The following is a 15,511-nucleotide window of genomic DNA, read 5'->3' on the forward strand; positions in this document are numbered from 1 at the left end:
TCTCAATTAAGTAGAGCGGAGGATCAGTTAATCACAATATCAAACTGACCTGAGTCTAGCTTAATATCAATTTTATTTATCACTAACCCTTCCATCATTCGTTCAATACATTGATTTGCTAGATTCGGCATCAAACTTCGGTTAATGATTTGCTCAATAGCTCTAGCTCCCGTCTCTGGGGATTGATTTTGATTTACAATTTCCGCAATAACATCATCGTCGTAACTAAAGCTAGCTCCATAGCGTTGCGTGATATTTTTTTCAATGCGCTTAAATGACAATCGGGTTATATCAGCCAGCTCTGCATCGTTTAATGGATAGTACGGCACTATAATTGTCCGACCTAAAAATGCTGGCTTAAAGTATTTTTGTAATTCAGGGAAGATTGATTGGGTTAAAGATGAAATATCTGGCCTTTCATACTCACAAGCGGCAACCACTGCACTGTCCGCAGCATTTGAAGTCATAATGATAATGGTATTTTTAAAATCTATATTGCGCCCTTCACTGTCTGAAATACTACCTTTATCGAAGATTTGATAGAAAATGTCATGCACGCCAGGATGGGCTTTTTCCATTTCATCCAGTAATAATACCGAATAGGGATTTTTTCTTACCGCTTCAGTTAGCACCCCACCTTTACCATAGCCAACATATCCAGCTGGAGAACCTAACAACATTGATACTTTATGCTCTTCCTTAAACTCTGTCATATTGATCGTAATAATGTTTTGTTCGCCACCGTAGAGTTCATCAGTCAAAGCCAGTGCAGTCTCAGTCTTTCCTACGCCACTTGGGCCACACATCAAAAATACACCAATAGGTTTTCTGTTATCTTTTAACCCTGCTCGTGCCATTCGAATCGTCTGGGAAATTTCGGCAACTGGAGTGCTCTGTCCGATCACCCGTTCACCAATATGCGACTCTAGGCTCATTAATCGTTCAACCTCTTGCTTCATCATGTTGCCAACAGGGATACCTGTCCATAACGAAATCACTTCAGCGACGGTTTGCTTATTAACTTGAGGAAGAACTAACGGACGCTCACCTTGTAACGCACTCAATTTATCCATTTTTTCCTTTAACTCGGTCTTTTGCGCTTGTAAATCTGACTTTTCAGAATGTTGTAACGCATCACAGAGCTGAGTTTGCAGTTGTAATATTTCACTGGCTAAGACTTTTTCTTGCTGCCATTGTTGTGATATCTGCTCATGCTCTTGTTGCAATTGCGACAGCTTTTCTTTTACCTTATCAATATGTTCAGCTTCAATGGACCACAAATTTGTTTCATGAGTAGCTGTTTTTATTTCTTTTTCTAAATAATCAATCTGCTCTGCTAAGGCTTCCAGCTGAAATGGAGTAGCTGATTGACTAAGCGCAATACGAGAGCAAGCTGTATCTAGAAGACTTATGGCTTTGTCGGGTAGCTTTCGCTCGGGTAAATATCGAATAGACATTGAAACTGAAGCTTTGACCGCTTCTTGCAGAACTTTGACTTTATGATGATTTTCTAAGCTTTGTTTTATTCCAGCGAGCATCTGTACAGCTGAATCTTCTTCCGGTTCTTTTACACCAATTAATTGAAAACGACGTGTTAACGCGGCATCAGATTCAAAATACTGCTTATATTCAGCCCATGTAGTCGCGGCAATAGATCGGAATTCACCACGAGCTAATGCTGGTTTTAGAATATTCGCTGCATCATTTTGACCAGCTGCGCCACCAGCACCAATTAATGTATGTGCTTCATCAATAAACATAATAATAGGAACCGGTGACTGCTTTATCTCAGTGATAATGTCCTTTAAGCGATTTTCAAATTCCCCTTTTATGCTCGCGCCAGCTTGAATCGAGGAAAGATCTAATGCTCTTAGCTCAACATTAGCTAAGGACGAAGGCACATTCCCAGAGACAATTTGCTGTGCAAGTCCTTCTACAATGGCGGTTTTACCGACGCCGGGATCGCCAACCAATATTGGGCTGTTTTGTCGACGTCGACATAAAATATCAATGGCCTTTCGAATTTCGACGGTTCTTCCAGTAACTGGATCTAAGTTTCCATCTTTTGCCGCTTGTGTAATGTTTTTAGAATATTTATCAAGTGCTGGTGTATTACTGTCAATGCTTTGCTTTGTTGCTGCATGGTGTTCTATTTCGGCGCTGGTGGACACCTTAGAAGTCTTTAAAGATTGAGCTTTCAACCATTCTGAAGAAAGGTTATTAATCCACATGCTCAATGAGCCATTGTATGCTCCCTGCTCGATTCTTTGCTTTAGAACCAGTAATAAATGGTATTCATCCACTTTCATTTGGGAGTGATTTAGCGTGGCTAGCATCCACGCATCTTTTAATAGCTCAATTAAATATGACGATAGCGATGGTGAAGAGTCATTACCTTTACTAAAGCTTGCTAGCTCTTCGTTAACTTTGGTGATAAGAATATCTTTAGGAGTGCCACTGGCCTCACATGCCGCCAACCATCCCATTTTTTTCGCTCTAAAGAGCACATAAAACCAATGTTCAAGCTCAATACTAAAGTGAGTTCTAGCTAAACATTCTCCGGCAGCATCTTCCAATGTTGTTTTAAGTTCCGTTGTTAAGCGTTTGACTAAACTTTGTAATTCGACATTAATCATAACTATTCCGACTCATAGTAAAAGCGGATCAATAGCAAGCGGCATTTCAACAAATTGTTTTGATGTATTTTGACTTCCCATCCAAGCTGAACGTCCTAGTTTAGTCGCGTTACTTGCTGATGATAGTAAACGTGTTCTAGGTAAATATCGGCTATTCACCTTCATATATAGCTTGTACTTAATATTGATCCCCATATAGGTTTTCACCATATGGTCAATTGCAAGCGTTAACTTCTTATCACTATAAACTTCTAGATAATGGAGATAATTTCGTGGACATATTTTTATCTTAAGGCTCTGACCCACCATTGTTGCGACTTTACCAATAAGTGTCGTTTTACCTAGTTTTTGGTTTTGACCGTTACGACCAATTCTCGTTAATGAACATGGTGTGAGCGCTTGATGCTCCATATCAAAATAGTCAATTTCAAATTTTGACTCAAAATAATCTTCTAGCATCATCCTAAGTGCTATTGGGCAGGTCAACTTAAAACCTAATAAAGCCGTATATTGAATAAAGTGTTTTTGTGGAATAACGTTTGATTCCCCTACAACACCAGATAACTTAGCCAAGAGTTCACTGATGTTTGTCCCATGTGTTGGCCATGTAAATGTTTCTTCTTCTTTTAATCGCACTATTTGATGCTTGTTTTCGACCTGACAAAATAAATTTAAGTAACGGTTATTAAAGCCATTAAAAAAATCGATTGCTGCTTCATCGCTATACTCAAATCGCGCTTCTAATGCGGCTCGATACATTGGGCGAGGCATAACCCCATGACTTCCCGATAATGCCGATATACTGGTTTTAATTATCCAAAATTGTCGAGTGTTATGACTGACACTGGTGACCTGAGAATGATAATAAGCAGGTAATGATTCGCATCGGATTCTAATTCTAGGCCTCGCACCATCACTCGCCGCTTCGTGTTTAATTAATTGCCAAGCGCTCGCTAATTCTGCGCCATCCACAGATGATAATTTGTCGGTTAAAGAAGACCTTTGCATCCTGATCTCCTCGGAAACGAAATAAATACTTCATCCTGACTTTCTAGTTTTATTTCAAGTTGATTAAAACTATTAAAGCTCGCGAAGTATGAAAAAAATGTATCTAGTAGCGAACTAAATAATACTAATCCACCATTAATTTGATTTGCATCTAAGGTAACAATGATCTTAGTTCCATAAGCGAAGCATCCTTTTCCTGAGACTCTAATCGGAGAAACAATCTGTTCAAGTTCAATGTTGTTTATCGACTCGATATAAGCTGTGTTTTGTGTGCTTTGATTATGGTTATACAAATGGAAAACATCTTTAAGCGTTCGCTTGGGGTCATCGTTACCTAAAATGCTCTGATAATTAAAGTGTAAATGACACAATAGAGACCAAATTTCCTCATCCGCATCTCTACGTTTTAGTGCAATAGATGGCTTTCGTAATAACCTCATTGTCCCCGGAATAGTTAGTGAATCTCTGCAGCGAAGTTCGCTAGATAAAGGTAATGTACCCGCTTTCAAGCCGTTGGTTACCGTGACTTTAACCAGCCACGTTCTGTTATCACCGCTTGCTCCAAGATGTTTAAGGTCAGCAACTTTTAAATGGCTTTGAATATGACCATCTTCATGTGATTCTTGCACTAGTTGCCATCTTAATCCACATTGGTTTTCTAGGTATTTCTCACTATAGATAGCAGGAACTTTGACTAAATCTCCATCTGTTACATCAAAGACTTGATCGACAGAAAAAACCTCTATCCCCTCGATTTGACCAGAATCTAATATCAACGGATATTGCCGCTTCAAAAAGTCTATTGAAACCGGATCAGCGGTCATAGTATGCAAGTTAACAATTGGTACGCAGAACAAACAAAAATTATTGCTTGAGAGACCTCTGGCCATATCAACACTTAACTCACTAAGGAAAAGTCGTAAACAGATACGATTAGAATCTACCTGCTTTAGACATTCATGCAGATCAAAGCTAAACGCATTAAATCTCTCTGGAAAGGTAAAAAATTCAGCAAGAAGCCGAAAACCAGCGAATGAAGATACGTTATAGGGAAGTAGACTTTCTTCTAGCTCAAAGCCAACTGAGTTCATACGATTGCGACCTAAAACGTAATTTTTATCTCCAGTCGCAATACATATCTCAAGTGTCTTTTGAAATAAAATGTCATACAATCTCAACGCGGCATTGGCTTCACCTTTCAAATATAAATTTAATTCTTTAATATCTAAATCTGAAAACAGAATCGTTTCATCAATGGTCTCAATATCAATTTCAATTAGTGCCTTAGCTTGCTCAGCACCTTTAGGTTTCGGAACATCAAAAGGCGCAAAACCCACTCGAACCTTACTGAGTTTAATTGGATAAAGTGTAATGTCTTCTGTCGTTCTAAAAATGCACGAAGTCTGATTACCACTTTTTACATCAAACTCAGTGAGTGCTGGTATTAAATGGCTCGAATTGGCTGAATCATCGATCGCAAAGTTTAAAATTGAATATGAAGGAATCGGTCTGAGGTAATGTGGGAATAGTAACTGAATAAGACTTTCGGTAAGTTCGGGAAAACTACCATCCAACCGCTGCTGTAGCCGACCATTTAATAAAGCGATACTTTCTATAAGGCGTGATATTTGCGGATCATCCACTCCCTCCTTGCTTATTCCTAATGCGTTTGCAGCACCAGGATGCTGAATGGCAAACATAGCACCATCACGCCGAATGAACTGAAGCTCTTGTTCAAAGTAAGTTAACATTGTCTCAGACAAGGTTTGAATTCCTCACATCAAGCTGGTTGAAACTGAAATCCAATACCGAATCAAAAACCATTGTTTCAGAACCAAGCTCAGTATCTAAAACAGCTGAAATGCGAAACTTTAGGTTGTTAGTAAGTTTCTCATCTTCGCTCGGTTCAATAAGTACATGTTGAAGTCTGGGCTCATATAACTGAATCACTTCAGTTATATCAGCTAAAATCACCTCAATGTTAGCTTTACTCTGTGACCGAGTCGCATGACGAATCCCATAATGCACAATGGTGCCTTTTAAATGTTCGGTTTTTAATTTTTCTTCCCAGAGAGGGGCACGACAAGATATTAAAGAACAGACATTCTCTATAATTGTGTCTCTCATAGAGTCAATGTTGTTGCCCCACTTCTGCGTCAATTTAGCCATCATACTCATGCTGCTTCCCCAACGTCTTGGTTAGATAAGGTGGTACTCAACAGGACTTCTACATCCATCAACTCATATTGATACTGAGGTTGTAGGCGAATTTGGCAAAAATAGCGGGTTTTATCTAGCGGGTCAGCTTCTATTTTGACTTCACAAGACTTCAATGGATAACGGGCCATCACCGAATCTTCACCGTAATCAAGGCCACTAATGTATTTTTGTAACCAGCGTTCAATACGTTTTTGGCAGTCGTGGACACTGTCATATCCCCCTACCTGATCGCGAGTTTGGGTTTTAATATAATGACCAAAACGACATGCCATTAGGTTTGTTTGCAGCATACCCAAAATTCGCTCAGCATCAGATTTTGCATTCCATACCGACTGGTTGCTGAAAAAACCCTTTTGATCAGTCAGATAAAGACTGCTTAATGAAACAAAGCCATGTTCTGCCCAAAAACCATCTTCTTCACTATGAAGATCAATTTTGGTAACCACGGGTTCATCATTAACAGTTGTAGCTAAAGCACCACTAGCACCGTCCGAATTATAGGATCGCAAAAAGCCAAACCAACTAATTCTATCAAATTCTTTGATGACATTTGCTACTAACATAAAGGAGCAATTACCCCACAATGAATTTTTAGCGCTGTTGACTTCAGAAAATATGAATCCAGAATTATGGTTTTGATAGGGTGCTCTAAGGAAGAACTCTGGCATAACTAAATGCAAAAAACGTGATGAATTGTTATTTCTAAGTAAATGCCAAGATTGATAGTCTGGGCTTTCTAGAATACGGCCGATTCGGGCAGAATCTTGCATTTGACGCTTAGGATCGTCACCAAAAAAGAACTCATCTAGCCCCAAAAGAATAGGACATAGCGCTTGTTCCCCAAGCTCTGATAGCAACTGCAGTGTATACAGATCATCATAATCAGATATTGTTACATAATCCGGCTTAACGAGGTGGTCAATCAACAAAATTCCGTAAGGCGTTCCGCCAGCAGTATCAAGTTCTTGCGAATATATCTTTCGATACAAAGCCGTGTGCCTTATATCAAAGCTTAAGTTCATGTCGGCTGAAACTTGTTCCCAACTTAAGTCAAGTAGCCTAACCTTGACTCGTCGTTGGGACACATTCAGTAATAAAAGACTCTTTAGCCCAAGCCAGCCCGCTTCAAGCGCCTTAAAATGGGGATGCTGTATAACTTCGGATAGTTGAGCGCTGATCACTTTATCTAATTGCGCGATCAGTTTCGTCACTACCACTTTTAAATGGTCGCTATCATTTAAACTTGAAAGCCCATCAAGTTCAGCCCATAACTTAGCCGTTTGGGGTATTTTGTGAGTCATATTTTTAGATGATTGCGACATTCTTATACCTAGCTTGGAATATTTGCGACCATACGTAATGATGTGGTTAGTTCTTCCATCTGTAACCATGGTCTTAAATAGGCAACAGCAGAGTATGCTCCCGGCCTACCCGCTTGTTCTTCAACAGTCACTTTTGCTTCTACCAGCGGATGTCTTGCTTTGGCTTCATTACCAATTGCATTTGGATTAACGTATTGGTGAATCCAAGTATTAAGTTCTTTTTCTACATCATTTGGTTCAAGGTGGGAGCCAATTCGGTCTCGCCCCATTACTTTTAGATATTGAGCAATCCGACTACTGGCCATGGTATAAGGTAAGCGCGCAGAAATCGCAGCGTTTGCAGTTGCATCTGGATCTGTATAAGTTTTTGGTTTATGAGCAGTTTGAGCGCCCATGAAAACAGCGTAACTCGTGTTCTTGTAGTGAACTAAAGGTAAAAAACCTAGATCACTAAGTTCTTTTTCTCTTTCATCGGTTAAATTTACTTCTGAAGGACATTGCTGTAGTAAATCTCCAGAATCAGAGTAATAAGTGAAATTTGGTAGATTCTCTACTTTACCACCATTTTCGGTACCGCGAATGGCTGTACACCAGCCAAATTGAGTAAATGCTTGAGTGAGAAGTAAACCGTAGTCATACGCGGCATTGCTCCAAACAAAATCAGCATCAGACTCTACAATTTGCGAACCGTCAGGGCGAGTTTGTAATTCTTCATACTCAAAAGATTTAACTGGAATAGTCGCAGAACCATAAGGCAGCCGCGCTAACGTTTTTGGCAAGGTTAAAGCAACATACCTTGAGTCATCACTGGCTCTAAATGCATTCCAACTAGCATACGCAGGAGAGTCAAAACCAGCTGCAACAGGTTTACCTTCAGAGAATTTAGTAAAGTTATCGTAATCAAACATGCTGGCATTGGTAGCCGTAACAAATGGAGAATGTGAGGCTGCAGCTACTTCGGCCATATAGCGCAATAAAGCAACATCTTCATCACCGTACCCAAACTCAAAATCACCGATCAATGCGCCGTAAGGTTGGCCACCTGCCGTTCCAAACTCTTCTTGGTAAACCATGGTAAAAAAACGGCTGCGATCTATGGCTGGAGCATCTTCGAATTGTTCGAGCAACTCATCTTTGGTGTAATCCGCAAGCTTGATTTTTAAATCGGGTCCAAGCTCGCTATTTTTAACCAACTTTTGTAAACCTAACCAAGTGCCCTCTAGTTTCTGAAAATCCGAATTACGCATGACACCAGACAGCTGCTGAGAAATTTTACTATCAATTGCTGAAATAGCTTTTTGAATCGTCAGTGTAAGATTTTTATCCCAAGTAACGGTTCCGTCTAACGCTTGGCTGGTGAGAATGCTCAGTAACTCCTTTGTAGTATCAACTGGCGTTTGAGTCGTGGCTGATATAGCGCGTTCAAGTAAACTTTGTTGTTCGACTTCGCCCGCAGCCGATTCGGTGGCTTGTTGTTCTTCGGACATTATTCTTCTCCTCCGTCTTTACCCACTCCGAGCTCTTCTGCTAATCCTTGGATTGCATCGGTGCTCTGTAGTACTTCTTTTAGTAGACGTTCGAGATCTCTTGAACGATCAGCTTTACTGAGCAAGACTTTCAATTGGTTACGAGTTTCAACCAGTTTTTTTAGTGGGTCGATCTGCTCAACGACTTTTTCGGGCTGGAAATCTTTCATTGAGCGAAATTCAAGGCTGACCTCAAATTGACTGTCATCTTCTGCTAATTTGTTATCGACCTTATAGCTTAGAGTTGGATTAATCTGCCCCATAACGGTATCAAAATTATCTTTATCAACCCCGACAAATTCGCGCTCTTCCAAATCAACCTTATCAGAGTCAGGTTTATGACCTGAAAAGTCTCCAATAACACCAACAACAAACGGTAACTCTTTGGTTTCCACAGCACCGTTTGTTTCGACATCATAGGTTATGCTTACGCGATTTTTACTCACTCGTTTATGTTGTGCATTTAATGCCATAACAGTTACCTAGAATAAATTGACACAAATAATGAACAGAACCTTGCAACACCATTACAAGGTTCCAGAAGTTGATCTGATTAAGCACCTGAAAGCATTTTGCCCTGTGGTAAGTTGTATGTAACAATGCCGCCTTCTTTAACTTCACCACCTTCCATTTCGTAGTTATGTTTTTGAGAAATTTCTACATATGATAAAGCGATATTCTCATTAGGCTGCGAACCATCACTACCACTCACGTTATATGAAACTAAACGAGCTTGGCTAAGTTTGACTTGGAAATACAGTTTTGCTCCAGAACCATCCGCCTCTGGCTTGGTAAACGCAATTTCGACTGTTTTACCTTCTTTACCAGGATTAAATAGATAAGAAAGTAAATCTTCAGATGCACCATCTACCTGTTTAGATATATTCACTTCTGTCATTGCAACCATACCGGAGTCAGCATTATTGCCATTACCTATATCCATGGCGACATTTCTAACACCTCCCCAACTATAAGATCTCAAAGCAAACCAACCAGTGCCTTCTAAACCTTCTACCGTTGCGCCGCCTTGAACATCGACGCCATCAATACGCATATAGATACTTGCCATAGTAAATTCCTTACTTATGAATGATTACTGCTCAACTACCAACTGAGTGCCGTATTCTTTGTTGCTCCGTCTGATTTTGGTGGTTGACTGGATCTCGCATCAGCCCCAGTAGGTTCTGATGGTTGAATTTCTTGTTGTGCTTGCTGCATTTGCTGTTCTGAAACACCGCTTCGGTTAGCAGAACTGACTTGATTTGCTGTTGCTGGACGAGCCTCGTCAATTTCAGGCAGCACCACCTGCTCAAGGCGATCTAAGCCTGTGCTATCAAATATTTTGTCTACGAATCCCCCCTCTGGCTCAGTCATCATTTCTTTAATCACTTCTGGTAATGGCATGCACCCCCATCGAATGGCTTTTTCTAATAAGAATGAAACTGGGCTATGTGGCTCACTCTGTCTAAAATAATCAGAAAGTTCTCTTAATTGATGTAAAGCAATGTTTCTATTTAAACTATTATTTACAGCTACTTGAGCTAATGATTGAGAAGATTTACTGAGCATAACTATTGCTTGTTCATTATTACTAGGGAGTGAATCATTATGACTTTGAGTCATATATGCATCTTCCCCAACTGCATGCGATACTGAGTTATCATTACTTTCTGATGCAAGGGATGAATCAATCGGTTTATTAACCTTTATATTTGTTAAATAGATAATTGCCGATTCAATTTTTTTGATAATAGATTTAACAAAATTAAAATTTGGTGCTGTAACATTCGATTTTTGACAGTGTTCAAAGCTAGATTTCGATAAACTTTCAATGGCTACTTTTGCACGCTCAAGGCTTTCCAGCTTTGCTATTATTAGCTTTTTTTCACTATTTACGTACGCAGAGGCCTCTTGTTTTAAGATACTAACTTCACCTTTTCTTTCTTGACTTTGGTAATGAAAAAAACTGATTTCATTCAATAAAGGAAGCATCAAGAATGGGCCATAAAGCAAACTTCCTTCTTCACTATCTCCCAATAACTGAAAGAAAGCTTTAGACTTTGCTTCCGATTGCTCTTTTAACCTGCCAGTGTCATCTTCACTTTTTAACTTACTTTCAGGCAATACTGGATTTAAATTATCCCATTGCTCATTGACCAGTTCTGCGAACCACTCAAGAGTATTTGCAAAGCTTACTAATGAATTATCTAGAATAAGTTGTGCCGAAAGAAACCAGCCTATTAATTCAATATCTCTACTGGATTGCTTGAATATCGTTATTAGCTCTTGAGATAGTTCATTCCAATTATTAATGTTTTCATCTTGTAATGTTTCTAGCTCTGCACCATCAGGGTTTTGGCTTAGCTTCCTCAAAGAAGTTTGAGCTAAATTAAAAGAATTTCTTAAAGGTCGGAACGTCGCCCTATCAAGCTTTATGTATTCACCGCAATACTTTTCGGGACTAATAGGCTGCGTTAACTCTTGCTTAAGTTGCTCTGTAAACAATTTAATTAATCCTCGTATTGCTTACGATTGAGCATTAGTTTGATTCAGTGCTCCGGTTGCCATTGCACCAATAGCGCTAACACTAGGGGAAATGGGTTGCACTGTGAATTCATAACCGTCGAGAAGAGCTTTACCATCTGTCAACTCGGCTAATCTTGCTTTTACAACACCATCAGCGCTCGTAAAGTTAACACCATATCCATCAATATATTCTTGAACATATTTACCCGAAAGTGATTTAAGTTTTTCAATATAGGCAATGCCTTTATCAAATTGCTTTTGAGTTTTTATCTCGGCATTTTCATCAAGTAACTGCAAAAACTTGTTACTATGGGCAACAAATCCTGAGCCCATAACCAGAGCTGCAACTACAGGAGTTGTAATTGTGGTATTTTGGAACCATTCAGAAAATTCTTTATGATTATGAAGCATTGAAGTGGTTGAACCGCGATTATCCCATTCTTTTCTCGCTTTTCTGATGACATAATTGAGTACTGAAATCTGAACTAGGCGATCGACTAATTCCGTGATTCGATCTAATAAGCCTGTAACGATACTGACAATCATGCCTGCACCACCAACTGAATCCGCAGCGGCCTCAAGGCCTATACTGGTTGCACCATAAGCAATGGACTTTACACCTCCAGCTATACCCACTGCTGAATGTCTAGCCAATGCATTTGCTATTATTGATGGATGCCCTCCAAGTAGCTCTACACCACGCCCAGCGTAAAGCTGAGTTCCAAAATCAATCGACTTTAAAATGGCTTGTTTCACGCCTGAATAAATATCTAATACAGAGCTAGCATAGCCTAATCCAGGAATAACATCGGCTAAACTCTTACTAAAAGTTTGTGCTAACCAGACACCCATTTCAGTGATCCATTCAGCTCCGTATAACATTACGCCGTAGACAGATCGAACCTTACCAATAAGACGTTCAAAGAATGCTTGGATCATGCCTTTAATTTTGTCTACAAGCGCAGAAAGAGCATCACCGACCACAGTAATTGCACCCGTAACTTTTCTTCCCACTTTGGTCTTATTTAGCAAATATGTTGAAACTGTTTTGATATCATCTAAAGGCTCTGTACTGATAACATTCCCGCCAAACCAATCCTTAGAAAGACCAAAGTTTTTCTTTACTTCGGTATTTGCTAAGAAATACATGGCACCAAAACGTGCATCTTCCATATCTTTTAATTGGAATGCTGCTGATGTATCTGCAGTGTTACCGAACATTTTGTCTTTCATTTTTCGTTTAAATACTTTGAATTGCATGTCTCATACTCCACTACAACATTGCGTAAAAATGATTAAGGGCAAAACGAGCTAAGAAACGAAAGTGTTTAAGGGGCAAAAACTTATCTTTAAATGTTTAGGCTTATACTCAAATGAAGTTCTGATAATGATAAATTCAGCACCAATGATTAATTGCGCTGAATTCATAATTAGGGACTTAGGTAGATACAAACTATGATTTATAAATCTGTTTTTCATAGCAACACCTATATCACTCTGACAGTGACCATTAAAGGAATGTACTTTGTACTGCTAATTAAAATCGAGTTCAATACGAAAAAGAGATTACATATTCATCTTTCGTCATGCCAATACCAAATAATTTCGCTAGAGTAGAGCCTCTTTGATATGTTCGGCTTTAGAGGATTTCGTACCTTATGGCAGTCACAGAATTTGAAGTATCAGTTCGTCCGATGACCGCTAAGTTAAATGGTAAAGGACCTTACATTGCTACACAGCTTCGTTGCAGTGAGGCTATATCAGAAGGAACTCAGATAGATTTAACTGTTATCAGTAACACTGAAATTTCTGCTCAAGTTCTTGGTAAGGAATTAAGTGTTGAAGTGAAATACAAAGGTGAAATTCGTCAATTCTCAGGGTTAATTTCTTCGATTGCGATAGAAGAGTACAGCCTAGAAAAAAACATTTATTTTTATCGAGTTAACGCTGTTGATCCTATTACTTTACTCCAATTTAGAAGTAACCAGCAGCTGTTTCAAAGTATGGCGAGCAAGCGAATTTTAGAACAAATTCTTGAAGATTCAGAAATTAAAGCTTTTACGAAATTGTCGTTAGTTGGTTCAGGAAGAGAGCATGAATATTGCACCCAAATGGGTGAAACAGATCTGGATTTTTTCAAACGATTGATGTCTATTGAGGGGTGGTATTATTACTTAGATCACTCTGCCTCAAAGCCAACAGTAGTAATTTCTGATTCCAATAGTAACTTTAATTCAATCAGCAATAACTCTGTGAGCTATAAGGATCCATCAAACGATCCTGATCGAGTAATAACACAATGGCAGTTTAAAACATCAATAGGCACTGCCAGCTTATCTTTATCAGATCACACTCAAGAGCTTGCCGAAGTCTTTTCAAGTGATGAACGTAAAAGTAACCTTGATAACAACTTCAATGGTTTAAATGCTTACCATTACGGGCAAGGTTCAGATGATAAGAGTGTTATACGTGACTTTGCAAAATTGCAAATGGAGGCATTAGATACTGAAAGAACACAAATTAATTCAGTTTCAAACATTATTGCTATGTTCGCGGGTACAACGTTTAAATTATCGAATCACCCTGTTTCGGATGTTAACCAAGAATACCTGATCACCCAAATCAATCATATTATTGACCATGCAGAATCGGGGTCTCAGTTACAGTACCAGAACAGCTTTCAATGCATTCCTGCCGCAGTACCTTTTAGACCTAAACTGGAACCTAAACCACTAGTACAAGGACTACACACAGCAACCGTTACAGGGCCAAGTGGTGATGAAATTTATTCAGATAAAAAAGGACAAGTTAAAGTTCAATTTCATTGGGATACCAATGGTCAGAGTGACGAAAATACTTCATGCTGGCTTCCAGTTTCACAAATCTTCGCAAGCAATGGTTTTGGTGCGGTATTTATGCCACGAATTGGTGACGAAGTACTGGTGCAATATATTGACGGAAATCCGGATCGGCCAGTTGTAGTCGGCTCTATTTATAATACTAACAACCAAATCCCTTACGATGTTCTCACTCAATCAGGCATAAAAACTCGCACATCTCCAAATGGCAGCAGTGACAGGGCTAATGAACTCGTATTTGATGATAAAGAAGATAACGAGCAAATATACCTCCACGGTGAAAAAGATTTACTTCTTGATGTAAAGAATGACGTCATTACCACTATTGCCAATGATTCAAATACAAGCATTGAAAATGATTGCATTTCAACCATAAAAGGTAATCAAACAACAACGGTAGAGAAAGCAATCGAAATGACTTGCAAAGAAGCTTGGACAGCTTCAACTGACAAAGATTTCACAGCTACTACCAAAGGTACATTTAGCGCTACCGCTGATAAAGACGTTTCATTACAAGCAAGTTCTAGCCTAGAAGCGAAAGCGAACTCTTCAGTAACCGTGGATGGCCAAAGCATTGAGCTTAGTGGCAAAACTAAAATAGCGCTATCAGTGGGAGGCTGCTCAATTGAACTAAGTCCAAGCGGAATAAAAATCTCAGGCCCACAAGTTGAAATTGAAGGTAAAGCAAAAGCTGAATTGAAAGCGGCAATGGTTACAGTAGAGGGACAAGGTAAAGCGGATCTAAAAGGAGCGCTTGTAAGTGTAGAAGGAACAGCTATGACGCAACTAAAGGCTGGAGCCATGGTTCAACTTCAAGGGGCAATTGCCAAAATCAACTAATGAAATTATTAAAAATCCCTTACGAGACACCACAACAGCTATTCAGCGTTTACCAACCAAATGCAGATTACATAATTTTTGCAGAGCCATACCCTACCCCTTATGAATTGATTCAAAACTCTCGCACCAATGAGAACTTTAGCCATGTAATTAGCTTTCTTGCACATGGTTTACCAATAAGAGAAGCCGTATGGTGGGCAGTATGCTGCGCATCAAAGCGTACTGATTGGAATGAACCTGAACTAAATGCCATCCAAGCATCAAGAGCTTGGGTTCACGCACCAAATGAAGCAAACAGAAGATATGCAGAAGACATGGCGAAACAAGCAGGATTAGAGTCAGGAGCTGGTTGGGCTGCTCAGTCAGCATTCTGGAGCGGTGGCAGTATGATTGATCCTGATTCACCGGAAGTGTTACCTCCAGCTTATTTATACGCACAAGCAGTGTCAGGCTGCATTACACTCACAGCCGTATTACCCTATGGTGAAAATGCAGAACAAAGATACAACGAATTTATTGATATCGGTTTAAACATCGCCATGGGAGGCAATGGTAAAATAGAAAAATAGGTAATA

Annotated in this window: 12 protein-coding genes; 2 read left to right on the forward strand and 10 right to left on the reverse strand. The window is 39.4% G+C overall.

The genetic code is table 11. The features are described from left to right. Positions 1–23: 23 nt before the first annotated feature. From tssH to AC1EU0_RS06560, 10 genes are all read right to left on the reverse strand, one after another. The gene (gene tssH, locus AC1EU0_RS06515) at positions 24–2,636 is read right to left on the reverse strand and encodes a type VI secretion system ATPase TssH (protein ID WP_480301343.1); all 2,613 of its coding nucleotides are present in this window, start codon (positions 2,634–2,636) and stop codon (positions 24–26) included. Between the two features lie 12 nt (positions 2,637–2,648). After that, the gene (locus AC1EU0_RS06520; RefSeq protein WP_480301345.1) at positions 2,649–3,644 is read right to left on the reverse strand and encodes a type VI secretion system baseplate subunit TssG; all 996 of its coding nucleotides are present in this window, start codon (positions 3,642–3,644) and stop codon (positions 2,649–2,651) included. Then, positions 3,626–5,407 (reverse strand): type VI secretion system baseplate subunit TssF, encoded by a 1,782-nt coding sequence (tssF, locus tag AC1EU0_RS06525; RefSeq protein WP_480301347.1) that lies wholly within the window; start codon positions 5,405–5,407, stop codon positions 3,626–3,628. Before tssF ends, AC1EU0_RS06520 begins: the two co-directional genes overlap by 19 nt. Then, positions 5,400–5,816 carry a type VI secretion system baseplate subunit TssE gene (gene tssE, locus AC1EU0_RS06530; protein WP_480301349.1) on the reverse strand — a complete coding sequence of 139 codons (417 nt, stop codon included), beginning with the start codon at positions 5,814–5,816 and terminating at the stop codon, positions 5,400–5,402. The genes tssF and tssE overlap by 8 nt, the downstream gene beginning before the upstream one ends. A 2-nt stretch (positions 5,817–5,818) precedes the next feature. Continuing rightward, positions 5,819–7,186 (reverse strand): type VI secretion system contractile sheath domain-containing protein, encoded by a 1,368-nt coding sequence (locus AC1EU0_RS06535; protein WP_480301351.1) that lies wholly within the window; start codon positions 7,184–7,186, stop codon positions 5,819–5,821. Positions 7,187–7,194: 8 nt separating this feature from the next. Continuing rightward, on the reverse strand, positions 7,195–8,673 hold the full coding sequence (gene tssC / locus AC1EU0_RS06540) for a type VI secretion system contractile sheath large subunit (protein WP_480301353.1): 1,479 nt from the start codon (positions 8,671–8,673) through the stop codon (positions 7,195–7,197). Continuing rightward, the gene (tssB, locus tag AC1EU0_RS06545; protein WP_480301354.1) at positions 8,673–9,185 is read right to left on the reverse strand and encodes a type VI secretion system contractile sheath small subunit; all 513 of its coding nucleotides are present in this window, start codon (positions 9,183–9,185) and stop codon (positions 8,673–8,675) included. Before tssB ends, tssC begins: the two co-directional genes overlap by 1 nt. Positions 9,186–9,265: 80 nt before the next feature. Beyond that, on the reverse strand, positions 9,266–9,781 hold the full coding sequence (locus AC1EU0_RS06550) for an Hcp family type VI secretion system effector (protein ID WP_480301356.1): 516 nt from the start codon (positions 9,779–9,781) through the stop codon (positions 9,266–9,268). Positions 9,782–9,816: 35 nt separating this feature from the next. Then, on the reverse strand, positions 9,817–11,217 hold the full coding sequence (locus tag AC1EU0_RS06555) for a type VI secretion system protein TssA (protein ID WP_480301358.1): 1,401 nt from the start codon (positions 11,215–11,217) through the stop codon (positions 9,817–9,819). A 21-nt stretch (positions 11,218–11,238) separates the two neighbouring features. Continuing rightward, positions 11,239–12,498, reverse strand: coding sequence for a hypothetical protein (locus tag AC1EU0_RS06560; protein WP_480301360.1), 1,260 nt, complete (start codon positions 12,496–12,498; stop codon positions 11,239–11,241). Positions 12,499–12,896: 398 nt separating this feature from the next. Here AC1EU0_RS06560 and AC1EU0_RS06565 point away from each other — a divergent pair, with 398 nt between their 5' ends. Then, the gene (locus AC1EU0_RS06565; RefSeq protein ID WP_480301362.1) at positions 12,897–14,936 is read left to right on the forward strand and encodes a type VI secretion system Vgr family protein; all 2,040 of its coding nucleotides are present in this window, start codon (positions 12,897–12,899) and stop codon (positions 14,934–14,936) included. After that, positions 14,936–15,505, forward strand: coding sequence for a DUF6931 family protein (locus AC1EU0_RS06570; protein ID WP_480301363.1), 570 nt, complete (start codon positions 14,936–14,938; stop codon positions 15,503–15,505). Before AC1EU0_RS06565 ends, AC1EU0_RS06570 begins: the two co-directional genes overlap by 1 nt. Positions 15,506–15,511 lie beyond the last annotated feature (6 nt).

The organism is Parashewanella sp. 2210YD4-3, from assembly GCF_056591735.1.